21 protein-coding genes are annotated in these 22,722 nt (G+C 70.4%); 13 read left to right on the forward strand and 8 right to left on the reverse strand.

Translation table 11 applies throughout. The annotated features are described in order from the left end of the window. The first annotated feature begins 27 nt into the window (after positions 1–27). Both fdhD and AC3CBB_RS01915 read left to right on the forward strand, forming a co-directional pair. Entirely contained in the window at positions 28–897 is an 870-nt protein-coding gene (fdhD, locus tag AC3CBB_RS01910; RefSeq protein WP_488625773.1) for a formate dehydrogenase accessory sulfurtransferase FdhD, read from the forward strand. Beyond that, complete coding sequence (locus tag AC3CBB_RS01915) at positions 894–3,188, forward strand: FdhF/YdeP family oxidoreductase (RefSeq protein WP_488625774.1); 2,295 nt, start codon at positions 894–896, stop codon at positions 3,186–3,188. The genes fdhD and AC3CBB_RS01915 overlap by 4 nt, the downstream gene beginning before the upstream one ends. A gap of 51 nt (positions 3,189–3,239) precedes the next feature. Here AC3CBB_RS01915 and AC3CBB_RS01920 read toward each other — a convergent pair whose 3' ends face one another. Continuing rightward, complete coding sequence (locus AC3CBB_RS01920; RefSeq protein WP_488625775.1) at positions 3,240–4,979, reverse strand: AMP-binding protein; 1,740 nt, start codon at positions 4,977–4,979, stop codon at positions 3,240–3,242. A gap of 63 nt (positions 4,980–5,042) precedes the next feature. Between AC3CBB_RS01920 and AC3CBB_RS01925 the strand changes: the two genes are divergently transcribed. Both AC3CBB_RS01925 and AC3CBB_RS01930 read left to right on the forward strand, forming a co-directional pair. Next, a complete protein-coding gene (locus AC3CBB_RS01925) occupies positions 5,043–6,044 on the forward strand; it encodes a glycosyl hydrolase family 18 protein (protein WP_488625776.1) in 1,002 nt (333 codons plus the stop codon). A gap of 47 nt (positions 6,045–6,091) precedes the next feature. Beyond that, entirely contained in the window at positions 6,092–6,931 is an 840-nt protein-coding gene (locus AC3CBB_RS01930; protein WP_488625777.1) for a carbon-nitrogen hydrolase family protein, read from the forward strand. Positions 6,932–6,979: 48 nt separating this feature from the next. Here AC3CBB_RS01930 and AC3CBB_RS01935 read toward each other — a convergent pair whose 3' ends face one another. Further along, a complete protein-coding gene (locus AC3CBB_RS01935; RefSeq protein WP_488625778.1) occupies positions 6,980–8,179 on the reverse strand; it encodes a pyridoxal phosphate-dependent aminotransferase in 1,200 nt (399 codons plus the stop codon). Between the two features lie 60 nt (positions 8,180–8,239). On the opposite strand from AC3CBB_RS01935, the gene AC3CBB_RS01940 reads away from it, so the two are divergent. From AC3CBB_RS01940 to AC3CBB_RS01965, 6 genes are all read left to right on the forward strand, one after another. Further along, on the forward strand, positions 8,240–9,916 hold the full coding sequence (locus tag AC3CBB_RS01940) for a S1C family serine protease (protein WP_488625779.1): 1,677 nt from the start codon (positions 8,240–8,242) through the stop codon (positions 9,914–9,916). A gap of 103 nt (positions 9,917–10,019) precedes the next feature. Further along, positions 10,020–11,063 (forward strand): glycosyltransferase family 2 protein, encoded by a 1,044-nt coding sequence (locus tag AC3CBB_RS01945; RefSeq protein WP_488625780.1) that lies wholly within the window; start codon positions 10,020–10,022, stop codon positions 11,061–11,063. A gap of 6 nt (positions 11,064–11,069) precedes the next feature. Further along, complete coding sequence (locus AC3CBB_RS01950) at positions 11,070–11,879, forward strand: CDP-alcohol phosphatidyltransferase family protein (protein WP_488625781.1); 810 nt, start codon at positions 11,070–11,072, stop codon at positions 11,877–11,879. A 29-nt stretch (positions 11,880–11,908) separates the two neighbouring features. Next, positions 11,909–12,757 (forward strand): glycosyltransferase family 2 protein, encoded by an 849-nt coding sequence (locus tag AC3CBB_RS01955; RefSeq protein WP_488625782.1) that lies wholly within the window; start codon positions 11,909–11,911, stop codon positions 12,755–12,757. Positions 12,758–12,817: 60 nt separating this feature from the next. Then, positions 12,818–14,122 carry a CDP-glycerol glycerophosphotransferase family protein gene (locus AC3CBB_RS01960; protein WP_488625783.1) on the forward strand — a complete coding sequence of 435 codons (1,305 nt, stop codon included), beginning with the start codon at positions 12,818–12,820 and terminating at the stop codon, positions 14,120–14,122. 90 nt (positions 14,123–14,212) lie between these two features. Beyond that, the gene (locus tag AC3CBB_RS01965) at positions 14,213–14,515 is read left to right on the forward strand and encodes a helix-turn-helix domain-containing protein (protein ID WP_158614209.1); all 303 of its coding nucleotides are present in this window, start codon (positions 14,213–14,215) and stop codon (positions 14,513–14,515) included. 82 nt (positions 14,516–14,597) lie between these two features. Here AC3CBB_RS01965 and AC3CBB_RS01970 read toward each other — a convergent pair whose 3' ends face one another. The 5 genes from AC3CBB_RS01970 to AC3CBB_RS01990 form a co-directional block, all read right to left on the reverse strand. Continuing rightward, positions 14,598–14,876, reverse strand: a complete 279-nt coding sequence (locus AC3CBB_RS01970) for a hypothetical protein (protein ID WP_123506161.1) — start codon at positions 14,874–14,876, stop codon at positions 14,598–14,600. A gap of 109 nt (positions 14,877–14,985) precedes the next feature. Further along, positions 14,986–15,855, reverse strand: coding sequence for a hypothetical protein (locus AC3CBB_RS01975; RefSeq protein ID WP_488625784.1), 870 nt, complete (start codon positions 15,853–15,855; stop codon positions 14,986–14,988). Positions 15,856–15,864: 9 nt separating this feature from the next. Then, positions 15,865–16,620 (reverse strand): ABC transporter ATP-binding protein, encoded by a 756-nt coding sequence (locus tag AC3CBB_RS01980; protein WP_123506160.1) that lies wholly within the window; start codon positions 16,618–16,620, stop codon positions 15,865–15,867. Further along, positions 16,620–17,432, reverse strand: coding sequence for an ABC transporter permease (locus AC3CBB_RS01985; protein ID WP_488625785.1), 813 nt, complete (start codon positions 17,430–17,432; stop codon positions 16,620–16,622). The genes AC3CBB_RS01980 and AC3CBB_RS01985 overlap by 1 nt, the downstream gene beginning before the upstream one ends. 61 nt (positions 17,433–17,493) lie before the next feature. Then, positions 17,494–18,186 carry a phosphocholine cytidylyltransferase family protein gene (locus tag AC3CBB_RS01990; protein WP_123506158.1) on the reverse strand — a complete coding sequence of 231 codons (693 nt, stop codon included), beginning with the start codon at positions 18,184–18,186 and terminating at the stop codon, positions 17,494–17,496. Positions 18,187–18,450: 264 nt separating this feature from the next. On the opposite strand from AC3CBB_RS01990, the gene AC3CBB_RS01995 reads away from it, so the two are divergent. The 3 genes from AC3CBB_RS01995 to AC3CBB_RS02005 all read left to right on the forward strand — a co-directional run bounded on the left by AC3CBB_RS01995 (position 18,451) and on the right by AC3CBB_RS02005 (position 21,394). Further along, positions 18,451–19,485: an ABC transporter ATP-binding protein gene (locus tag AC3CBB_RS01995; protein ID WP_488625786.1), complete on the forward strand. Its 1,035-nt coding sequence runs from the start codon at positions 18,451–18,453 to the stop codon at positions 19,483–19,485. Next, entirely contained in the window at positions 19,461–21,026 is a 1,566-nt protein-coding gene (locus AC3CBB_RS02000) for a hypothetical protein (protein ID WP_488625787.1), read from the forward strand. The genes AC3CBB_RS01995 and AC3CBB_RS02000 overlap by 25 nt, the downstream gene beginning before the upstream one ends. A gap of 92 nt (positions 21,027–21,118) precedes the next feature. Then, positions 21,119–21,394 carry a DUF3039 domain-containing protein gene (locus AC3CBB_RS02005; RefSeq protein WP_123506521.1) on the forward strand — a complete coding sequence of 92 codons (276 nt, stop codon included), beginning with the start codon at positions 21,119–21,121 and terminating at the stop codon, positions 21,392–21,394. 4 nt (positions 21,395–21,398) lie between these two features. Here the strand turns inward: AC3CBB_RS02005 and AC3CBB_RS02010 are convergent, their stop codons facing one another. Beyond that, positions 21,399–22,649: a nicotinate phosphoribosyltransferase gene (locus tag AC3CBB_RS02010; RefSeq protein WP_488626697.1), complete on the reverse strand. Its 1,251-nt coding sequence runs from the start codon at positions 22,647–22,649 to the stop codon at positions 21,399–21,401. Positions 22,650–22,722 lie beyond the last annotated feature (73 nt).

The following is a 22,722-nucleotide window of genomic DNA, read 5'->3' on the forward strand; positions in this document are numbered from 1 at the left end:
GTGCCCCGGAGGGGTAGACCATGAGTCATGGGACGCATCACCGCACGCAAGCACGTGACACGCCTGACCGTCGGCGGCGAGAGGCGTTCGACGACGGACACTCTCGCGGTCGAGGAGCCACTCGAGATCCGCGTCGGCGGGCAGTCGCTGGCCATCACCATGCGGACGCCCGGCCACGACTTCGACCTGGCTGCGGGTTTCCTGGTCTCGGAAGGCGTCATCTCGCGCGGAGACGAGTTCTCGGCGGCCCGCTACTGCGCCGGCGCGACCGACGAGGGCCTGAACACGTACAACGTGCTCGACGTGACTCTGGCACCGGGCGTTCCCGCCCCGGATCCCTCCCTCGAACGGGCCTTCTACACCACCAGCTCCTGCGGGCTGTGCGGCAAGGCGTCGATAGACGCGGTGCGGACGAAGTCGCAGCACGGCGTGCTCCACGACCCGCTCGTGGTCGACCCTGAGCTGCTTGCCACGTTCCCGGACCTCCTCCGGGCCGGTCAGGACGTGTTCGAGAAGACCGGAGGCCTCCATGCGGCTGCGCTCTTCGACGGGCGCACCGGACGCCTGCTGGTTCTCCGCGAGGACGTCGGCCGGCACAACGCTGTCGACAAGGTGGTCGGCTGGGCCGTCAAGGAGAACCTGCTGCCGCTGACCGGCATGGTGCTCATGGTGTCGGGACGAGCCTCGTTCGAGCTGACGCAGAAGGCGTCGATGGCGGGCATCCCGATGATGGCGGCTGTCTCCGCACCCTCGTCACTGGCCGTCGATCTGGCGACCGAGCTCGGCGTGACCATCGTCGGGTTCCTGCGCGGTGCGAGCATGGTCGTCTACTCCCGCCCCGATCGACTCGCCGCCACGGCGACTGCTGAAACTCGACCGATGGAGAGCATCGCATGACCGAGAAGCCTCCCGTCCACGACGTCAGCGACGACCACCTCGAAGTCGGGGAGCCCCGCGAGTGGGCCGCCGGAGTGCCGGGGGTGCTCCACTCGATGGAGCCGGCGATCAAGCAGCTCGGCCTCGCCCGCACCGTGAAGCTGATGACGTCCTTGAACCAGAAGGACGGCTTCGACTGCATGAGCTGCGCCTGGCCCGATCCTGCGCATCGCAAGGTGGCGGAATTCTGCGAGAACGGGGCCAAGGCGGTCACCTGGGAGGCGACGCCCGTCCTCGTGCCTTCGTCTTTCTGGGCGGAGCACTCCATCGACGACCTGCTCGACAAGTCGGAGTACTGGCTCGGGATGCAGGGACGCCTGTCGAAGCCGGTCTACAAGCCGGCCGACAGCGAGCACTACGAGGAGGTCAGCTGGGAGCACGCCTTCGAGGTCATCGGCGAGAAGCTCAACTCGCTGGCGAGCCCGGATGAGGCTTCCTTCTACACCTCCGGTCGCACCTCGAACGAGGCCGCCTTCGCCTACCAGCTCTTCGTCCGTGCCTTCGGCACGAACAACCTCCCCGACTGCTCGAACATGTGCCACGAGTCGACGGGCACGGCGATGAGCGAGGTCGTCGGCATCGGCAAGTCGACCATCGCCTACGACGACTTCGAGAAGGCCGACCTCATCATCGTGATGGGCCAGAACCCGGGAACGAACCACCCGCGGATGCTCACCGCGCTCGAGGACGCCAAGCGGAACGGCGCGAAGATCGTCGCGGTGAACCCGCTCCCCGAGGCAGGTCTCCGCCGCTACAAGAACCCGCAGCGAGTGGCCGGCGTCCTGGGCCGCGGCACGGAGATGGCCGACCAGTTCGTTCAGATCCGGCTCGGAGGCGACATGGCCCTCCTGCAGGCCGTGTCCAAGCGCGTGCTCGCCGCCGAGGCGACAGCGCCCGGGACCGTGCTCGACCACGACTTCATCGACGAGTACTGCGGAGGATTCGACGCGTTCGCGGAGCACATCGCCGCGGTGGACGACGACGAGGTGCTTCTCGCCACCGGCCTCTCGCTTGCGGAGATCGACGAGCTCGCCGACCGCTACATCCACTCGGAGCGCGTGATCATCACTTGGGCGATGGGCATCACCCAGCACCGGAAGGCCGTCGACACGATCAAGGAGATCCTGAACCTCCTGCTGCTCCGGGGCAACATCGGCAGGCCGGGCGCCGGCGCGTCGCCGATCCGCGGGCACAGCAACGTGCAGGGAGATCGCACGATGGGCATCTGGGAGCAGATGTCGGACACCTTCCTCGACGCCCTCCGCGACGAGTTCCACTTCGAGCCGCCGCGCAAGCACGGCGTCGACGCGCTCGACGGGATCAAGGCGATGCGCGACGGCGACATCAAGTTCTGGATGGGCCTCGGCGGAAACCTCGTCGCGGCCATCTCCGACACGCAGCTGGCCGAGAAGGCCATGCGGGGCACCGAGATGACCGTCCAGGTGTCGACGAAGCTGAACCGCTCGCACGCCGTCGTCGGTGCGGAGGCGCTCATCCTGCCCACCATGGGACGAACGGAGATCGACATCCAGAAGGCGGGCCCGCAGTTCGTGTCCGTGGAGGACACCGTCTGCTCCGTGCACGGCAGCCACGGCCAGGTGCCTCCGGTCGCGGCCGACCTGCTCTCCGAGGTCGCCATCGTCGCCCGCCTCGCGCGGGCCACGCTCGCGGACCGCGTGCCGGTCGACTGGCAGTCGTTCGAAGACGACTACGACGTGATCCGCGACCACATCAGCCGTGTCGTGCCCGGCTTCGAGCGGTACAGCGAGCGTGTCCGCAGCCGTGACGGCTTCGTGCTGCCGAACGGCCCGCGCGACTCCCGCACGTTCACGACCGCGAGCGGCAGGGCAGAGATCACGGTCAACCACCTCGAGCACGTCGAGCGGCCCGAGGGGCGGCTGCTGCTCCAGACCCTGCGGTCGCACGACCAGTACAACACGACCATCTACAGCCTCAACGACCGCTATCGCGGCATCAAGAAGGGCCGCGAGGTCGTGTTCGTCAACCCCGCCGACCTCGCCGACCTCGGCCTCGTCGACGGACAGCGCGTCGACGTCATCACCGACTGGCCCGACGACGTCGAGCGGGCTCTCCGCGGCTACCGGGCGGTCGCCTACCCGACCGCCCGCGGGTGCGCGGCCGCCTACTTCCCCGAGGCGAACGTGCTCGTGCCTCTCGACAGCGCCGCTCTGGGCAGCAACACCCCCGTGTCGAAAGCCGTGCTGGTCAGCGTCGTGGCGTCCTCCGACTAGACGGGCTCCGGCCGGGCCGGCCCGAGGGCGACCGGCGACCCGGCCGTCGCCTCAGCGCGGCCGCGAGGCCGATGCTCGGCCGCCCGCGAGTTCGGGAAACTGGCTGTCGCGCCACTCGTCGGCCAACGGCTCGGCACCGGTTAGCGCCGCCTGCTCTTCGCGGTCGCGCAGCTCCACTCGGCGGATCTTGCCCGAGATCGTCTTCGGCAGCGGCCCGAACTCGACCCGCCGCACCCGCTCGTAGGCGGGGAGGGCCGTCCGGGCGTGGCTGAGGACTGCGAGAGCGGTCTCCGCGCTCGGTTCCCAGCCCGCCGCCAGAGTCACGTACGCCTTTACCACGTTCAACTTGACGTCGTCGGGTGCGGGCACGACCGCCGACTCGGCCACCGCGGGGTGCTCGAGCAGGACGCTCTCCACCTCGAAGGGCGACACCTTGTAGTCGGACGACTTGAAGATGTCGTCGGTGCGGCCGATGAACGTGATGAATCCGTCCTCGTCGCGTGACGCGACGTCGCCGGTGTGGAAGAACCCGTCGCGCATCGAGTCGGAGGTGCGCGCAGGATCGCCGAAGTAGCCCGCCATGAGGTTGACGGGCCGATCGGCGAGATCGAGGCAGACCTCGCCCTCGTCGCCGGGCTCGCCGGTGAGCGGGTCCAGGAGGGTCACGGTCACGCCGGGGAGCGGGAGTCCCATCGAGCCGGGCTTGACGGCCGACCCCGGCGGGTTGCCGATGATGGCGGTCGTCTCGGTCTGTCCGTAGCCGTCGCGAATCGTCAGACCCCACGCGTCGCCCACGCGGGCGATGACCTCCGGGTTGAGGGGCTCGCCGGCCGACACGATCTCGCGGAGAGCCGACGGGCGGGGGCCCAGGTCGGCCTGGATCAGGAGGCGCCAGACCGTCGGCGGCGCGCAGAACGTCGTCACCTGCGCGCGCTCGAGCTGCGCGAGGAGGCCCTTGGCGTCGAAGCGGCCGTAGTTGTAGACGAAGACGGTCGACTCGGCGATCCAGGGCGAGAAGAAGCAGCTCCACGCGTGCTTTCCCCAGCCGGGCGAGCTGATCGCCAGCTGCACGTCGCCCGGCGCGAGCCCCAGCCAGTACATGGTGCTGAGATGCCCCACGGGATACGACGTGTGGGTGTGGACGACCATCTTCGGCTTCGAGGTCGTGCCCGAGGTGAAGTAGATCAGGCACGGATCGTCGGCTCGGGTCAGGACGCTCGGGCGTGCGGGCCCCGCCTCATCCGGCTCGACGAGCGAATCGGGATAGTCGCTCCAGCCGTCGACTGCGCCGCCGATGACGATGCGGCCGAAGTCGCCGTCGACGGCATCGAACTTGGGGGCCTCGCCGACGGTGGTGATGACGTGGGCGACGCTCCCGCGGACGACGCGATCCTGCAGATCGTGCGCCTCGAGCATCGTCGACGTGGGCAGGATCACGGCGCCCAGCTTCATGACGGCGAGCATGGTCTCCCAGAGCTCGGCCTGATTGCCGAGCATCAGCAGCACGTGGTCGCCCTGAGCGACGCCGAGACGGCTCAGGTGCGTGGCCAGCCGGTCGGAGCGCCGGGCCATCTCGGCGAACGTGGTCGTCGACTCGGTGCCGTCCTCCTCGACGATCCAGAGCGCGACTCGGTCGTTGCCGTCGGCGATGACGTCGAACCAGTCGGTGGCCCAGTTGAACTCGGGGCCGACGTCGGGCCAGCGGAAGCTCGCGGGCGTGCCCTCGTCGAGGGCGCGGAGGAGCTGATCTCGGGCGGCGCGGTAGGCATCGGTGCTCGGTACGGAACGCATGGAACGATCATGCTCCAGGAACGATGGGAGCTCGCGAGCCCGACGAGGTCGTAACCTGATCCGATGCTGCCGACCCGATCCGCCCGCCTCGTGACGGCCGCGCTCGCCGCCCTCGTCGTTCTGACCGCCGGCTGCTCCAGCGCCCAGGCCGCCACCCCGCCCCAGGTCGTCGGGTACGCCGAGGCGGGCTCGACCAGCACGGCGAAGCTCGACGCGAGCCGGTCGGCGCTGACGACGATCGGCATCGACGGCGTGAACGTCACCTCCGACGGGGGCTCGATCACGCCGGTGTCGACCGAGGCGCTCGACCTCGTGAAGGCCGCTCACGCCCGCTCCGAGAAGGCCGAGCTGCTGGTGGGCAACTTCGACGGCGATCTCGGAGACTTCTCGCCCGCCATCGGCGACGCCCTCCTCGGCTCCCGCACGCACATCGACGCAGTGGTCGGCGACCTGGCGGCCGAGGTCAGGGCCCACGGCTGGGACGGCGTCACGGTCGACCTCGAGAGCCTCTCCGACGCGCACGCGGCCGGTCTGACGCGGTTCGTGTCCGAGTTGAACAAGGCCCTGGGTGCCGGCACGAGCGTCTCGGTCTGCATCATGGCGTCGACCGACGGGTACGCCGCCCTCGGCTACGACATGGCGCCCCTCGGGCGCGCCGCCGACCACATCGTGCTGATGGCCTACGACGAGCACGGACCCGGCTGGTCGGGCGCCGGCGCTGTCGGCGGCCTGCCGTGGGTGAAGGAGTCGCTGGCACCCCTCCGCAAGGCCGTGCCGGCCTCGAAGCTCCAGCTCGGCATCGCGGGCTACGGCTACACCTGGCCGGAGCATGGCAACGGCGAGCAGCTCTCGGACGCCCGCGCCCGCGCCATCGTGAAGCGCGACCGCGCCACCGCGAAGTGGAGCGCCGCGCAGGCCGAGTGGCACGCCACGCTGTCCAGCGGCACCACGATCTGGTGGTCCGACGCCAGGTCGTACCGAACGCGCCTGGCGTACGCGAAGCACCTGAAGCTCGGCGGCGTCGCGGTCTGGAGCCTGGGGCTCTCGGACGCCCTCACCCGCTGACCGCGACGGCACTCTCGCCGTCTTGCCCCGACGGCTACAGTGGCCGCATGAGCGACGATCCCCGATCCAGCGACAGCATGCTCGTAGCCGTCGGGCAGTTCGCCCCCGGCGCGGACCCCGAGGCGAACCTCGCCGAGATCGAGCGGCTGGCCGAGCGGGCAGCGGCTCGCGGCGCCGCCATCGCGGTCTTCCCCGAGTACTCGTCGTTCTTCGAACCCGACCTGGGGCCGCGCTACGTCGAGCTCGCGCAGCCGCTCGACGGGCCGTTCGTCACGGGGCTGGGGCGGATCGCCGCGCGTCTCGGCATCCACGTCGTCGCCGGTCTCGTCCAGTCGACCGGCGCCGACCGGTTCTCGAACACGCTCGTCGCGGTCGCTCCCACCGGCTCGGTCGTGGCGACGTACCGCAAGCTGCACCTCTACGACGCGTTCGGATCGACGGAGTCCGACTGGGTCGTCCCGGGCGACATCGAAGCGCCCGAGACGTTCGAGGTCGGCGGCTTCATCGTGGGGCTGCAGACCTGCTACGACATCCGCTTCCCCGAGGTGACGCGCACGCTCGTCGACGCCGGAGTCGAGGTGGTGCTGCTGCCCGCTGAGTGGGTCCGCGGCCCGCTCAAGGAGCACCACTGGCGCACGCTCGTCACTGCGCGGGCCATCGAGAACACCGTGTACATCGCGGCCGCCGACCACGTGCCCCCGGTCGGCGTCGGCAACAGCATGGTCGTCGATCCGTTCGGCGTCGAGATCGCCGCGATCGGCGACGAGGCCGGCATCGCGCTCGGCGAGGTGACTCGCGCGCGGATCGACGGCGTGCGCCGGGTGAACCCCGCTCTCGCGCTGCGACGCTTCCGGGTCGCCGAGGGCGCGCCCGTCGTCACGGGGTAGCCCCGCGATGAGACGCAGGAACCCGAGTTCCTGCGTGCCGAAGAAGAGCTACGCGCCGAGCGAGGCGAGCTGCCGAGCAGCCTGCTCGAGCACCTCCGTGCGCTTGCAGAACGCGAACCTCACCAGCGACGAGTACTCGTCGGCCAGGTCGGCGTGGCAGAACGCCGAGATCGGCACCCCGACGACTCCGGCGAGCTCGGGCAGGCGGCGGCAGAGGTCGACCGCGTCGGTGTAGCCGAGCGGGCGGGCGTCGGCGACGACGAAGTAGGAGCCCTGGGGGCGCGACACCGTGAACCCCGCGGCCTGGAGGCCCGTGCGCAGCAGGTCTCGCTTGTGCTGGAGCGTGGCGGCGAGCTGGTCGAAGTAGGAGTCGGGGAGGCCGAGGCCGACCGCGATCGCGGGCTGGAACGGGGCGCCGTTGACGTAGGTGAGGAACTGCTTGACCGCGAGGATCTGGCTGACGAGCTCGGGTCGAGCGCTGAGCCAGCCGATCTTCCAGCCCGTCGTCGAGAAGGACTTGCCCCCGCTCGAGATCGTGACGGTGCGCTCGGCGGCGCCCGGGAGAGTGGAGATCGGCACGTGCTTCGCGCCGTCGAACAGGAGGTGCTCGTAGACCTCGTCCGAGACGATGGTGACGTCGTGGCGGTTCGCCAGCTCGACGATGAGCGCCCTCGTGTCGGCGTCGAGCACGGAGCCGGTCGGGTTGTGCGGGTCGTTGAGCAGGATCACCTTCGTCTTGTCGGTGATCGCGCGGCGCAGCTCGTCGGGATCGACCCGGAACTCGTCACCCCGGAGCGGGACGGTGCGGTGCTCGCCGCGGGCCAGGCCGATGACCGCGCCGTACGAGTCGTAGAACGGCTCGAGCGTGACGACCTCGTCGCCGGCGTCGACCAGGGCGAGGAGGGTCGCCGCGATGGCCTCGGTCGCGCCCGCCGTGACCAGCACCTCGCTGCCCGGATCGACCTCGATGCCGTAGAAGCGCTTCTGGTGCGCCGCCACCGCTTCGAGGAGGACGGGCATGCCGCGCCCCGGCGGGTACTGGTTGATGCCGTCCGTGATCGCCTGACGAGCGGCCTCGAGCACCTCAGCCGGGCCGTCCTCGTCGGGGAACCCCTGCCCCAGGTTGAGGGAGCCGGTCGCCTGCGCCAGCGCCGACATCTCGGCGAAGATCGTGGGGGCCATGCGGCCGGACGAATCGAGGAGCATGGCGCCACGGGCTGCGCGCTCCCAGGGGGCGAGAGTGGTCATCTGCCCACCGTAACGTCCTTCTCGGCTGACCCTTACGCAGCCCGCCTATGATGTGGCACCATGACCGATCCCACCGATCCGCAGACCCCCGACAACGCCGCCGGCAGCGAAGCGGGCAGGGGCTCAGAGAACGGTCGGAACGCCTGGCGGGCACCTCACGAGGCCTCTCGTCAGACGGGGGAGCAGCCGACGGCCGCGCCCGGGGCCGAGCAGCCGACCGAGCCGATTGCAGGCGAGACGCCGACCGGGCCCGCCGAGCCGACCGCACCGTCGGCCCTCGGCGCCCCGCCGCTTCCCGGCGAGACCCCGGCGCCCCTCGCCGACACGAAGCCGTACACGGGCTTCGCCGCGCCCGACGGCGCGCACCACGCCCCGCCGTCGCTCGACCATGCCGCCTACGCCGGCTCGAACTCGGCCGCGTACGCCGGACTGTCGAACTCCCCGCAGGCCGACGTGAACCCGGCCGCCCCGGGTGCCTGGTCGTACGACGCCGCGACGGCCTCGGCCGCGCCCTCCGGCTGGCAGGCGCCCGACGCCCGCCGTCCGCGCCGCCGCGGCCTGGGCGGCTTCGTCGCCGTCGCCGTCGTCGCCGCGGTGATCGGCGCCCTCGTCGCCACCGGGGGCTACGCGCTGTTCGGCGCTCGCGGCTCGAACGACGCCACCGGCGGCACCTCCGACACGCTCTCGATCGGCCACTACAAAGACGCCTCGCTCATCACGGCCGTGGCGGCGAAGGCCACCCCGTCGGTCGTGACGATCGACGTCGCCGCCGGAACCTCCGCCGGCACCGGCTCGGGCGTGGTCCTCACCAGCGACGGCTACATCGTGACGAACACGCATGTCGTCACGCTCGACGGCGCCAGCGCCAAGGGCACCATCCGGGTCACGACCTCGGGCGGCCAGCTCTACTCGGGAAAGCTCATCGGCACCGACCCCCTCGTCGACCTCGCCGTCATCAAGATCGACGCGACCGGGCTCACCCCGATCGCCTTCGCCGACTCGTCGAAGCTCAACGTCGGCGACACCACCGTCGCTATCGGGGCTCCTCTCGGCCTCTCGAACACCGTCACCGACGGCATCGTGTCGACGCTCAACCGCAGCATCACGGTCGCATCGTCGGCCGCACCCGACTCGAGCGACGACTCGTCGTCCGGCAGCGAGAACAACGGCCAGGGCCCGTTCAGCTTCGACAACGGCAGCGGCTCGTCGACCTCGACCAGCTCGACCATCTCGCTCCCCGTCATCCAGACCGACGCCAGCATCAACCCCGGCAACTCGGGCGGCGCCCTGCTCGACACCGACGGCAAGCTGATCGGCATCAACGTCGCGATCGCGAGCGCGGGCAGCTCGAGCTCGTCGTCGAGCGCCTCGGGCAGCATCGGCGTCGGCTTCTCGATCCCGGCCAACCTGGTCGAGCGCGTGGCCAACGACATCAAGGACACCGGGTCAGCCACTCACGGACTCCTCGGCGCGAGCGTCGACGACGCGACCAACGACACCTCGGCCACTCACACCGGCGCCCTCATCAAGTCGCTGACATCGGGCGGCGCCGCCGAGACCGCCGGCCTGCGCGCGGGCGACATCGTCACCAAGTTCGACGGCATCCCGATCACCGGGGCGACCGACCTCACCGCGCAGGTGCGCACGCTGGCGGGCGGCTCGACGGCGTCGCTGACGTACATCCGCGACGGCAGCACGAAGTCGCTCACGGTCGACCTGGGAACCCTCAAGGCCTGAGGCGTCCTGATAGGCTCGTCCGGATTTCCGCGGACGGCGACCGGCCGGTCGCGTGGTCCATGCCCGCGCCGCCGCCTGGTCGCGCTTCGAATCCCAGGACGCCATGAGCAGTGAAGACAGCCGCACCGTCGGGGTCTCGTACGTCATGCCCGTTCTGAACGAGGTCCGCGAGATCGAGTCCGCTGTCGCGAGCCTGGTGGCGCAGGATCACGAGGGCCCCTTCGAGGTCATCCTCGCGCTCGGCCCGAGCGTCGACGGCACGAACGAGGTCGTCGCGCGTCTCGCCGCCTCCGACCCGCGCATCCGCAGCATCCCGAACCCCGTCGGGTCGACGCCGGCCGGTCTCAACGTCGCCATCGGGGCGTCGAAGCACCCGGTGACCATCCGCGTCGACGCCCACTCGGTGCTGCCGACCGATTACACGCGCGTCGCAGTCGAGACGCTCCTGCGCTCCGGCGCCGACAACGTCGGCGGCATCATGCGCGCCGAGGGCCGCACGCCGTTCGAGAAGGCCGTCGCCCGCGCCTACGGCAGCCGCGTCGGGCTGGGCGGCACTCCGCACCACGTCGGCGGCAAGGAGGGCCCGGCCGAGACGGCCTACCTGGGCGTCTTCCAGCGCCATCGCCTGATCGAGGTCGGCCTGTTCGACGAGAACATCAAGCGCGGCCAGGACTGGGAGCTCAACCGGCGCCTCCGGGCGACCGGCGGCACGGTGTGGTTCACCCCGCACCTGACGGTCACCTACCGCCCTCGCCCGAGCCTGCGCACCCTCGTGCGGCAGTTCGTCGCGACCGGCATCTGGCGCGGCGAGCTCGTGCGGCGCTTCCCCTCGTCGAGCTCCCTGCGGTACCTCGTGCCTCCGGTCATGGTCGCTGCCGTGACCGTGGGCCTGATCGCCGGCCTCGTCGGGATCGTGGGCGCAGCCACGGGTTCGTGGGCCGGCTGGCTCCTCCTCGGCTTCGTCGCGCCCGCCGTCTACGCCGTCTTCGTCGTGGCGGCGACCTTCACCGCCGCCCGAGACGAGAGCGGCCGGGCCAAGCTCTGGTTTCTCGTAGTCTTGCCGTGCATCCACTTCGGGTGGGGAACGGGCTTCTTCGCCGGGTTCCTGAAACTCACCAAGAACATCACCGCGCACGTCGGAAGATAAGCAAGCATGTCGACACCCACACGATCGAGACCGTCGTCGATCGCCGAGCTCAAGCGCGTCGCGCAGCCGCCCGAGGTCCGCAGCCGGGCGAACGCCGAGCACTGGACCGCGTCGCTCTACCTCCGCGACGTGTCGCCCTACCTCACCTGGGTCTTCCTGAAGACGAGCATCACGGCGAACGGCGTCACCGGCTTCATGATCCTCGCCGGCTGGGCGACCGCCTTCTCGCTGCTCATCCCCGGCATCGCCGGTCCGGCGCTCGCGCTGGTGCTCGGCCAGGTGCAGATGCTCATCGACTGCTGCGACGGCGAGGTCGCGCGCTGGCGCAGCACGTCGTCGCCGGCGGGCGTCTTCCTCGACAAGGTCGGCCACTACACGACCGAGGCGCTGATCCCCGTGATGCTGGGCATCCGCGCGGCGGGCTTCCCGTTCCAGGTCCCGGCCGACTACCGCTGGACCACCCTGGGCCTCGCCCTGGCGCTCATCATCGTGCTGAACAAGGCCCTGAACGACATGGTCCACGTCGCCCGTGCGAACGCCGGGCTCGACAAGCTCGAAGACAAGCGCGGCGGCATCACCGTCCCCAGCGGACGCCTGCTGGCCCGGGCACGTTCGGTCGCGCGCTTCGTGCCGTTCCACCGCCTGTACCACTCGGTCGAGCTCACGATCATCATCTTCGCGATCTCGGTCGTCGGCCTGTTCGCCGGCCAGATGACGGTCGACCGCATCGCCCTCCAGGTGCTCGTGCCGCTGTCGCTGCTCGCCCTGCTCGGCCACTTCGTCGCGATCATGTCGTCGAAGCGGGTGCGCTCCTGACCCCTGTCGCAGGGCGGCCCTCGATCGGCGTGGTCAGCCTGACGCAGGGTCGCCGACCCGACGACCTCCTCCGGGGCCTCGCGTCGGTGCAGTCGCAGGAGGGCGTCGAGCTCGACGTGGTCTGCGTGGGCAACGGCGCAGGAACGGGGCCGCTGCCCGCCGGAGTCCGCGCCCTGGTCCTTCCCGACAACGTCGGCATCCCCGCAGGGCGCAACCGCGGCGCCGAGACCGTGTCAGGCGACTGGATCTTCTTCCTCGACGACGACGCCTCGCTCTCGTCGCCGACCTTCCTCGCCGACGCCGTTCGCCTCGTCGAGAGGGCGGGCGATATCGGACTCCTCCAGCCCCGGGTCACCGACCCGGCGGGAGCGGGAGACCCGAGGCGCTGGATCCCGCGACTGCGGAAGGGCTCCGCCACCGATTCGAGCGACGTGTTCTCGGTGTGGGAGGGAGCGACCCTGATGCCGCGAGCCGTGTTCGACGCCTGCGGCGGCTGGGGCGAGCCGTACTTCTACGCGCACGAGGGAATCGAGCTCGCCTGGCGCGTCTGGGCCCAGGGCAAGCGGGTCTGGTACGCCGGCGATCTGACCGCGCACCACCCGGCCATCGATCCTGCCCGCCACAGCCAGTACTACCGCCTCAACGCGCGCAACCGCGTCTGGCTCGCCAAGCGCAACCTGCCGTGGCCGCTCGTGCCCGTCTACGTGGCGTCCTGGACGGGCGTGCAGGTGCTCCGTTGGGCGCGCCGCCCCGATCTCCTGGGCCCGTGGTTCGCGGGCTGGCGCGAGGGCTGGGCGACCTCCCCGGGTGGACGGCGTTCCATGGGGTGGCGGACCGTCCGACGAATGGCCCGCGCAGGCCGCCCGCCCGTCCTGTGACGACCCACCCCGCCGTCCCCACCACCGCCCGCTGACACCCCCGATTCGAACGGAGCCCCAGTGCCTCTTCTCCGAGATCTCGGACTCGGCATCGGTCTCGCCCGACGCCTGCTCGTCTCGCGCAGGAACCGCCGCGATCTGGCCCGCCGCGACGTCCGGGCTGTCGCGCCCGCTCCAGGGACGGTCCGCGTCGCCGTCTACTTCGCCGACGGCGCCGTGAACCTGTACCAGATCCGCCAGTGGTACGGACCTCTCGCGCATCTGGCCGAGACCGTGCCGGTGGCCATCGTCGTGCGCAATCCTGCCACCATGCTGGCCCTCGTCGACGAGTCGCCGGTGCCGGTCGTCTACGCCCGCCAGGTCGTCGAGCTCGAGGCATTCGTCGAAGCCCACCCGATCGCAATGACGCTGTACGTCAACCAGAACTCCCGCAACTTCCAGATGATGCGGTACGGGCGCATGTGGCACGTCTTCGTCAACCACGGCGAGAGCGACAAGATGTACATGACGACGAACCAGTTCAAGTCGTACGACTATGCGTTCGTCGCCGGAAAGGCGGCTCTGCAGCGCCTCGGCGCGAAGCTCTGGGACTACGACCTCGACCGCAGGGCGATCATGATCGGCCGCCCGCAGGCCGACCACTTCGCCGGCGTCCTGCCGTTCACAGCCGACGACCGCATCGTCGTGCTCTACGCGCCGACGTGGGAGGGCGACCGCGCAGCGGCCGCCTACGGGTCGATCGCGACCCACGCGGCGCTCGTGCCCGCCCTGCTCGCAACAGGACGCCATCGCGTCGTCTACCGCCCTCATCCGCGCAGCGGCGTCCTCGACGCCGGGTACAAGGCCGCTCACGAGGGCATCGTCCGGGCGATCGACGAGGCCAACCGCCGTGATCCGGCCGCCCAGCACGTCTACGACGACGGCCCGGAGCTCGGCTGGCAGCTCGCCGTGGCCGACGTCGCCATCACCGACATCTCGGCGATGGTCTACGACCGGCTCGCGACCGGCAAGCCCCTCCTCGTCACGCGGCCGGTCTCGCCGGCGGCAGAAGTCGACGAGGGCGGCTACCTCGGCTCGGCGGAGTGGGTCGCCGCCGACCAGGCCGGCGATATCGCGCAGCTCGTCGCGGCCGTCCTCGGCGACGAGGACGCCCGCTCGCGCCTCGACTTCTGGGCTGAGCACCACTTCGGCGACACGACCCCAGGTGAGGCCACCCGGCGCTTCGAGGCCGCCGTCGACGTTCTCGTCGACCGCTGGCGCGAGTACGACCGAGCCCAGCCCCTGGCGGACGACGCGGCAGGCTCGGAGATCGGCACCGGCGAGGATTTCCTCGCACGCGGTGATGACGATCTCGACTCCCTCTGACCCCCTTAAAAAGGCATATATAAATGAGGCATGAAGCGCCTGATTCTATATAGTCTGGACATGCGAGAGCCGGTCGCGTATTCATGGGGTGTGCCTGATCCAGCGTCTGAAGCCTCGCGACTGTTCGGTGAGCGTGTTCGCACCGAGCGCCTCCGCCTCGGCCTGAGCCAGGACGAGGTGGCGCACCTTGCCGGCATGAACGTCTCGAACTACGGCAAGATCGAGCGCGGCATCGGCAACCCGGTGCTCCACACGATCGTGCGGCTCGCCGCAGTCCTCGACGCCGACCCGGCCGCGTTCGTCTCCGGGCTCGGCGCCGACCACCTGCCGCCCCTTCTCGAGGCGTTCAGCGCCGCCGACTACGTCCGCGAGCAGCGCCGCCGCCGCTCCTGAGCGTGCAGCAGACGAGGACTCGGCGCGCTCACGCCGCTCCCGCCGCAGACTCCACGCCCCCGGTGGCCCGCGTCTCGCGCCCCTAGAACGCGAATCGCCACACGTACTCGTCGCCGTCGGGCCGAAACCAGCGCACCACAGCGATCGAGTCGCGGCTGTCGACGGCCAGGAGCGTCAACGTCAGCGTGCGCCCCGGCGGCAGAGGCCGGGGGTCCACGGGCACGAGGTGGCCCGACCCGAGCAGCGTCACGCGGACGCCCCGGACAGGCTCGTCGCCGAGGTTGACGAGTCGATAGACGTGGGGTTCATCAGTGCGGTCGACCCAGAAGGGCACGGCGTAGGCCGAAGGAAGAGTGCTCATGACCGAGACCCTAGGAGGGGCATCCGACGTCGCGACCACGGACCCTGTGGACAACGTCCGATCGGTGGATAACCCCGGTCGAACGGCACCTGTGGAGGAGCAGTCGGCGCTACTGGTCGGCGTCGCCGCGGCGCCTGCGTCCGATCGGGAACGGGAGCCGCTGGAGCAGCGATCGGTGCTCGGGCTTCGACTCGAGCTCGCTCGGGAAGGCGGCCGGCGCGGGGCCGAATGCGGTCCGCGAGCTGGTGACGACCTTGCGGCCGAGCGTGTGGTTGCCCACGCCGCCGACGACGGCGCCGATGCCGAAGGGAATCGCCCGGCCCACGATGGTGGCGCTCTGCATACGGACGAAGCGCTTCGTGAACTCCTTGCGGACCATCCCCGACAGGTTCGACATGGCCGCCTGCGGGAGGCGCTTCGCGACGAGGTCGCCCCAGAAGGCCGAGCGGGCCGGGCCCGTGCCCATGGCCTCGCCGGCGAGCTGGCGTACGAGCTCGCTCCCGGGGCCTCCCAGCATCATGGCCATGACGATCGTCCGCGCACGCTCGGGCTCGGTGACGGCGATTCCGTGCACCTCGGTGACGGACTGCGCGAACAGGGCGGTGGCCTCCAGGAAGTAGGCCGTCTCGGCGCCCGACAGGGCCAGCGAGACGCCGATGCCGACGCCGGGGATGACGGCGCTCGCACCGACGGCGGCCCCGCCGGTCGTGACTGCCGTCAGGTACTCGCGCTCGAGGGTGTGCAGAATCTGCTCGGGGGAGTGGTCGGGGTGGCGGCGGCGGAGCGCCCGCACGTGCGACTCGACCACGGGGTGCTGGACGGCGAGGACCCGGTTCAGGCTTCGCTGCCAGACGGGGCTGTCGACGTCGGCCGTGAGCTCGCGCCCGGTCTCGCGCAGGGCCTCGCCCTTCAACGGCAGGGCCTTCTCGAGGTCGGTCGTCTCGGGCTGGTCGACCGGAGGCTTCTTGGAACGTCGCATTGCGCGACCCTACGCCTGAGACTTGCGAGCGAGATCGGCGTTGTACCTCGCCAGCGCCTCGTCGATCGGCCCGTCGAAGACGAGGGCTCCCTTGTCGAGGTAGAGGCCGCGCGTGCAGAAGCGACGGAGGTCCTTCTCGTTGTGCGAGACGAAGAACAGCGTGCGGCCTGCTGTGAGGAGCTCCTCGATGCGGCGGTAGCACTTCTCGCGGAAGGCCCGGTCGCCGACGGCCAGGACCTCGTCGACCAGGATGATCGGCTCGTCGAGGCGGGAGATGACCGCGAACGCGATCCTGACCTTCATTCCGCTCGACAGGTGCTTGTACGGCGTGTCGATGAACGACTCGATCTCGGCGAAGCCGATGATCTCGTCGAAGGCCTCGTCGATCTCGGTGCGGGACATGCCGTGGAGCCCGGCGGTCAGGTAGACGTTGTCGCGGACGCTGAGATCGCCGACGAAGCCGCCGGTGATCTCGATCAGGGGGGCCACTCCGTCGGCGACCGCGATCGCGCCCTCGTCGGGCAGCATGACCTCCGCCACGAGCTTGAGCAGGGTCGACTTGCCCTGGCCGTTCCGGCCGACGACGCCGATCGACTCGCCGGGCTGCACGTCGAACGTGACGCCCCGGAGAGCCCAGAACTCGCCCGGCCGCGAACGCCGGCTGCTGTCGGCGAAGAGGTCTTTGAACGACCGGCGCGCCCTCTTGTTGCGACGGAAGCGGATGCCGGCATCGGCCACGCGGATGACGGGAGACGTGGTCGACATCAGATCTCCTTCAGCACGGCGCGCTCGCACGCGCGGAACACCAGGACGCCGACGCCGAGGACGACGAACGAGAGCAGAGCGCCGATGACGACCTCCCACAGCGAGAGCTGGTCAGGGAAGAACGCCGACCGGTAGAGCCCGAAGATGCCGCTGAGCGGATTGAAGGCTGCGACGAGGTGAAACGATTCGGGAAGGCTCTTCGTGCTGTAGATGATCGGCGATGCGTAGAAGAGGAAGCGCAGGATCAGCTTCACCGCTCGCTCGAGGTCGCGGAAGAACACGACGAGCGGCGCGATGATGAGTCCGAGTCCGGTGACGAGGACCGCCTGCAGCACGATGGCCAGCGGGAAGTAGACGACCTGCCAGTGCACGGGCGCGCCCGTGACCAGGGCGAAGATGACGAGGACAGGCAGGCTCAGCAAGAACTCGATGCCCTTCGACATCACTATCCGGCCCATCCAGATGGTCCGCGGGATCTTCGTGGAGCGCACCAGCTTCGCATCGGACGTGAACGCCTTGGTGGCATCGGAGACGGTTCCGTTGAACCACTGCCAGGCGAGCAGGCCGCTCAGCAGGAACACGATGTACGGCTTCTCGCCCACGTTGCGGTGGAACACCTGCGTGAAGACGAAGAAGTAGATCCCGCTCATCAGCAGCGGGTCGAGGATCGACCACAGGTAGCCGAGCACGTTGGTCGAGTAGCGGACCTTGAGATCGCGCTTCGTCAGCAGCCACAGCACCTGGCGGTACCGCTCGAACCCCCGGGGTCGGGGGCGCGCGGGGGCGCTCGGCTGAAGGGTTGGTGCAGTCACGGGAGTCCTATTCGATCACGGGCACCCGCCGGGATCCGAGCGGAACCCGCATCGGACGGAGTCAGACGAACAGGTTGGCGCGCTCGAGATCTTCGGCGAAGTCGACCTCGACAGCGTAGAGGTCGGAGATGTCGACCGGGACGAACCGGAGGCCGTTCTGCTCGATGCCGAGCTCGATGCCGCGCTCGAAGTAGTCCTGGTTGTCGACGCGGCCGAGCTGGCGGACGAGGTCGGCCTTGTCGCGCTTCGACACGAAGTTGATGCCGACGGCCTCGCCGAGGCCGTTCTTGACCTGCTTGGAGAGCTCGTCGATGAATCCCTCGGCGTCGGTCGTGTACTTGACCTCCTCGTCGGAGACGCTGGAGGTGTTGACCGAGACGAACGACTGGTCGGAGGCGATGTACGGGGCGGCGCGCTTCAGCGCGGCCGGGTCGAAGACCACGTCGCCGTTCATCCACACGACGCTGGAGGAGCCGGTCGCCTTCAGGGCGCGCAGCAGGCTCTTCGACGTGTTGGTCTGGTCGTACTGCTCGTTGTAGACGAAGCTCGCGGTCGGGAAGGCCTCGACGATGTGCTCGTACTTGTAGCCGACGACGACGGTGATCTTCACGTCGGCGCCGAACGCGCTGCGGATGTTCTCCATCTGCTGCTGCATGATGGTGCGGCCGTCGGCGAGCTCGGTCAGGCACTTGGGCAGCGAGCGGCCGAGGCGCGTGCCCATGCCGGCTGCGAGAATCACGATCTGAGTGCTCACGGTTGTCTCCTCGTTCGAAGGCGGTTCATCGACTGTTCATCGTCGAGATGCCCCGGGTTGGTCGTCTGTGGCACGGCAGTGTGCATGCACACCATACGCCGCAACCCCTGGCAGATCGCGGATTGTCAGCCAGTCGTGTCCTTTTCGTGACACCCCCGGATTCGTGACACAGGGGTACGTCGCGTCGTCCGGGACGGGGGACGGTTGGTACGGTTGTCCGACGAAGCGGCCATTCAGGGCGGCCGTTTCGGGCAAGGGGACGAAGTGACAGAAGCCGACGACGGTGACGACACCGTGATCGACGCGCCCGAGGCCGAGGGGAAGGCCGAGGCGGCGGTGAATCGGGGTACGCCGGCGCGCAAGCCGACGCCGCGCACGCCGACGCCGCGCACGCCGGCCCGCAAGCCGGCCGCGCCGGCGGCTCGGAAGTCCGCGGCGACTGCGACTCGCAAACCCGCCCCCCGCAAACCGCCGGCGACTGGGCGGAAGAAGGCGCCCGTCGTCGTTCCCGAGCCCCCGAAGGCGCCCGAGGGCCCCGTCGTCCTCGCCATCCGCGGCCTCGGGAAGCGCTACGGCTCGACGGTGGCCGTCGAAAACCTCGACCTCGAGGTCCGAGCCGGCACGTTCTACGGCATCGTCGGCCCGAACGGCGCCGGCAAGACCACCACTCTGTCCATCGCGACGGGGCTGCTCCGGCCCGACAGCGGCACGGTCGAGATCCTCGGCAGCGACGTCTGGAGCAGCAAGGACTCCCGTCAGGCCAAGCGTTCGCTCGGCGTGCTGCCGGATCGCCTCCGCCTGTTCGACCGCCTCACGGGCGCGCAGTTCCTGTACTACGCCGGCACCCTCCGAGGGCTCGACGGTGCGACCGCGCGCAAGCGCTCCGCCGACCTGGCGGAGGCCTTCGGCCTCCAAGACGCACTCGGGCGCCTCGTCAGCGACTACTCCGTCGGCATGACCAAGAAGGTCGCGCTGGCGGCGGCCATCATCCACTCGCCGCGTGTGCTGGTGCTCGACGAGCCGTTCGAGTCGGTCGACCCGGTGTCGGCGGCGACCGTGACCGAGATCCTGCAGCGGTACGTCCGCGGGGGCGGCACGGTGTTGCTGTCGAGCCACAGCATGGACCTCGTCGAGCGCATCTGCGACAGCGTCGCGGTCATCGTCGACGGGCACGTGCTCGCGCAGGGCACGGTGCACGACGTCCGCGCGGGCCGCTCGCTGCAGGAGCGCTTCGTCGAGCTGGCCGGCGGGCAGGCCGCCACGGAGGGGATGGAATGGTTGCACGCCTTCTCCGACTGAGGATCGCCGGAACTGCGAACCGCCTCCGCTTCGGCCTCCGACCCGCGTTCACCGCCGTCGTGGCCGCGCTCGTCGCCGTCCTGGCGTCCATCGCGGTGTCGACGCTGACCAGCCGCCTCCGGGACGACCCGCTGGGCGAGGTCCAGGCGCTCGTCGTCGGGGGAGGCGCGCTGCTGCTCGTGGGCTTCGTCGTAGCGCCCTTCGCGTCGTCGCGGCCGCCGTGGGGCGACCCGCGGCGCCTGTACGGCTACGGCGCGCCCGTCGACCGTGCGGCCATCGGCCTCGCCCTCGGCTCCGCCCTCGGCGTCCCCGCCCTCTGCCTGCTGATCCTCGGGGTGGGCTACGTCCGCTCGTTCGGGCTGGGGTCGGGCATCGCCTGGCTGGCCGTCCTCGGCTCCGTGCTCGCCGGGGCCACCGCCCTGCTGCTGGCGCTCGTCGCGGGGACCGTCAGCGCCTCGATCACCGGCCGCCGGGCCCGCGACTTCCTCGCGGCGGGCGGCGTCGTGGTCGGGCTGCTCATCATCCCGCTCGTCGTCGACCTCGTGCGCGTGCTCCTGCCCGGCGGCTACCGGGGATCGGGGGTCGCCACCTCCGGTCTCGCCTGGACGCCCTTCGGCGCGGCACTCGCCCTGCCGGGACACGCCGCCTCGGGTCAGACCGGGCGTGCGGTCGCGGACCTCCTCGTCGCCCTCGTGACCCTGGGTCTGCTGTGGTGGGCGTGGCGCACGCTCGTCGAGCGCGGCCTCCGTCGCCCTCCGGCTCCGGAGGTGGCGGCCGACCGCGTCGGGCTGGGCTGGTTCGACCTGCTCCCCGGCACCGCGAGCGGCGCCGTCGCCGGACGGAGCCTCACCTACTGGGTCCGCGACGCCCGCTACCGCTGGTCGCTGGTGATCCTGCCGTTCCTGCCGCTGCTGGTGATCCCGCTGGGGATCGCGGGGGTGGACTGGCGGATGCTCGCCCTGGCTCCGGTGCCGCTGATGTGCCTGATCCTGGGCTTCCTGCCGCACAACGACGTCGCGTACGACAACACGGCGCTGTGGATGCACGTGTCGGCCAACACGCGGGGCCTCGCCGATCGGCTCGGACGCCTGGCGCCGGCGCTCGTCATCGGCGTGCCGCTCGCCCTCGTCGGGTCGTTCGCCGCGGTCGTCCTGCACGACGACATCGCCGTCTTCGGAGCCGAGTTCGGCGTCGCAATCGCCCTGCTCCTCACCGGCCTCGGCCTCGCGAGCATCCTGTCGGCGGCCCTGCCCTACGCTGCGGTCCGGCCGGGCGACGACCCGTTCCAGCAGCCGCAGAGCACCGGCGCGGCTGCGGGCTGGTCGCAGTCGCTGATGATCGGCGGAGCGGCGCTGCTCAGTGCCCCGACGGGGATCCTCGCCGTCATGGCCGCCGTCGAGGGGCGCACCGACCTGGTCGCCGCCGCGTTCTGGGCCGGGACCCTCACCGGGGTCGGCGTCCTGGTCGCCGGGGTCGCGATCGGCTCGGCCGTCTACTCGCGCCGCGCGCCCGAGCTGCTGGCGTTCGCGCTGCGCAGCTAGAGAAGGGCTGCGCAGCCGGTCGCCTCGGCGGGCACGGCGCTGTCAGCGATCGCCCGGGTGTGCTCCGCCCGGTTCGGCGTACCATGGTGGCCATGAGCGACACGGGATTCCAGGGCGACGGCATCGGCGGAGGCACGGACGTGCTCGACCGCGAACTCGAGAAGCTCCTCAACGAGGAGGCGATCGAGCCGGGCGATCACGAGCGCTTCTCGCACTACGTGCCCAAGAACAAGATCATGGAGTCGGCCCTGAGCGGCAAGCCCGTCAAGGCGCTCTGCGGCAAGAAGTGGACGCCGGGCCGCGACCCCGAGAAGTTCCCGGTCTGCCCGAGCTGCAAGGCCATCTACGAGAAGATGAAGTCGGAGTAGTCCTTCATTCGTAACGGGTGGGGATGATCGCCTCGCCCCGACCGAGGCTGAAAGCCGCCTCCGGCAGCTCGCCGATCGCGGCCTCGCGGTGCTCGCGTGCCAGCAGCACTCCACCCGGGCCGGTCCAGCGCTCGTCGACCACTCCGGCCGTGACCAGGGGCACGAGCAGCGGCCGCTCCGACGGGCCGACATCCTGCGAGCCGACCCGCACGATCTCCTCCGCCGCGACCCCGCGGCGTCGCGATCGCACTGGGAACTTGCGCCCGCCGACTGTCGCCTTCTCGGCCGACTTCTTGCCGACCGACACCCATCTGCCGGCGGCGTCTTGGTGCGCCACGAGCTTGAACACCATCGACGCCGCCGGATGGCCCGAGCCCGTCACGACCGACGTGCCGACGCCGTAGCTGTCGACCGGAGCCGCGCGGAGGGCGGCGATCGTGAACTCGTCGAGGTCGTTGGTGACGGTGATCTTCGTGCCGGTCGCGCCGAGCGAGTCGAGCTGCGCGCGCACGGCGGCCACGAGCGAGGGCAGATCGCCCGAGTCGATTCGCACCGAGCCCAGCTCCGGGCCGGCGACCTTCACGGCCGTCTCGACCGCGGCCGCGATGTCGTAGGTGTCGACGAGGAGCGTCGTCGACGGGCCGAGGGCGGCCACCTGCGAGCGGAAGGCCTCCTCCTCGGTGTCGTAGAGCAGCGTGAACGCGTGGGCCGCGGTGCCCATCGTGGGCACGCCCCAGTGCCGACCGGCCTCGAGGTTGCTCGTGGCGCCGAATCCGGCGATGAACGCGGCCCGCGCGGCGGCGACGGCACTCCACTCGCCGGTGCGGCGCGAGCCCATCTCCGCGAGAGGCCGCCCGTCGGCGGCCGACACCATGCGCGCTGCGGCGCTGGCCACCGCGGAGTCGTAGTTGAAGACGCTCAGCGCGAGGGTCTCGAGCAGGACCGCCTCGGCGAAGGTGGACTCGACGACGAGGATGGGCGAGTTCGGAAAGAACACCTCGCCCTCGCGGTACCCGTGGATGTCGCCCGAGAAGCGGTAGTCGGCGAGCCAGTCGATGGTGGCCGAGTCGACGATGGCACCGGCGCGGAGCCACTCCAGCTCGGGCTCGCCGAAGCGGAAGCGGCCGAGCTCTTCGAGGAAGCGGCCGGTTCCTGCGACCACTCCGTACCGTCGCCCCGGTGGCAGGCGGCGGGTGAACACCTCGAACACGCTCCGCCGGAGGGCCGTCCCGTCGCGGAGACCCGCCTCGAGCATGGTGAGTTCGTACCGGTCGGTCAACAGCGCGCTGGTCACGCCGCCAGCCTAGGCCCGCCCGGCCCGGGTAGGC

The organism is Frondihabitans sp. OV104, assembly GCF_057787745.1.

Coding starts and splice junctions, on each gene's coding strand:
- fdhD (WP_488625773.1), top strand. CDS start 28: ATGGGACGCATCACCGCACGCAAGCACGTGACACGCCTGACCGTCGGC.
- AC3CBB_RS01915 (WP_488625774.1), top strand. CDS start 894: ATGACCGAGAAGCCTCCCGTCCACGACGTCAGCGACGACCACCTCGAA.
- AC3CBB_RS01920 (WP_488625775.1), bottom strand. CDS start 4,979: ATGCGTTCCGTACCGAGCACCGATGCCTACCGCGCCGCCCGAGATCAG.
- AC3CBB_RS01925 (WP_488625776.1), top strand. CDS start 5,043: ATGCTGCCGACCCGATCCGCCCGCCTCGTGACGGCCGCGCTCGCCGCC.
- AC3CBB_RS01930 (WP_488625777.1), top strand. CDS start 6,092: ATGAGCGACGATCCCCGATCCAGCGACAGCATGCTCGTAGCCGTCGGG.
- AC3CBB_RS01935 (WP_488625778.1), bottom strand. CDS start 8,179: ATGACCACTCTCGCCCCCTGGGAGCGCGCAGCCCGTGGCGCCATGCTC.
- AC3CBB_RS01940 (WP_488625779.1), top strand. CDS start 8,240: ATGACCGATCCCACCGATCCGCAGACCCCCGACAACGCCGCCGGCAGC.
- AC3CBB_RS01945 (WP_488625780.1), top strand. CDS start 10,020: ATGAGCAGTGAAGACAGCCGCACCGTCGGGGTCTCGTACGTCATGCCC.
- AC3CBB_RS01950 (WP_488625781.1), top strand. CDS start 11,070: ATGTCGACACCCACACGATCGAGACCGTCGTCGATCGCCGAGCTCAAG.
- AC3CBB_RS01970 (WP_123506161.1), bottom strand. CDS start 14,876: ATGAGCACTCTTCCTTCGGCCTACGCCGTGCCCTTCTGGGTCGACCGC.
- AC3CBB_RS01975 (WP_488625784.1), bottom strand. CDS start 15,855: ATGCGACGTTCCAAGAAGCCTCCGGTCGACCAGCCCGAGACGACCGAC.
- AC3CBB_RS01980 (WP_123506160.1), bottom strand. CDS start 16,620: ATGTCGACCACGTCTCCCGTCATCCGCGTGGCCGATGCCGGCATCCGC.
- AC3CBB_RS02000 (WP_488625787.1), top strand. CDS start 19,461: ATGGTTGCACGCCTTCTCCGACTGAGGATCGCCGGAACTGCGAACCGC.
- AC3CBB_RS02005 (WP_123506521.1), top strand. CDS start 21,119: ATGAGCGACACGGGATTCCAGGGCGACGGCATCGGCGGAGGCACGGAC.
- AC3CBB_RS02010 (WP_488626697.1), bottom strand. CDS start 22,649: ATGCTCGAGGCGGGTCTCCGCGACGGGACGGCCCTCCGGCGGAGCGTG.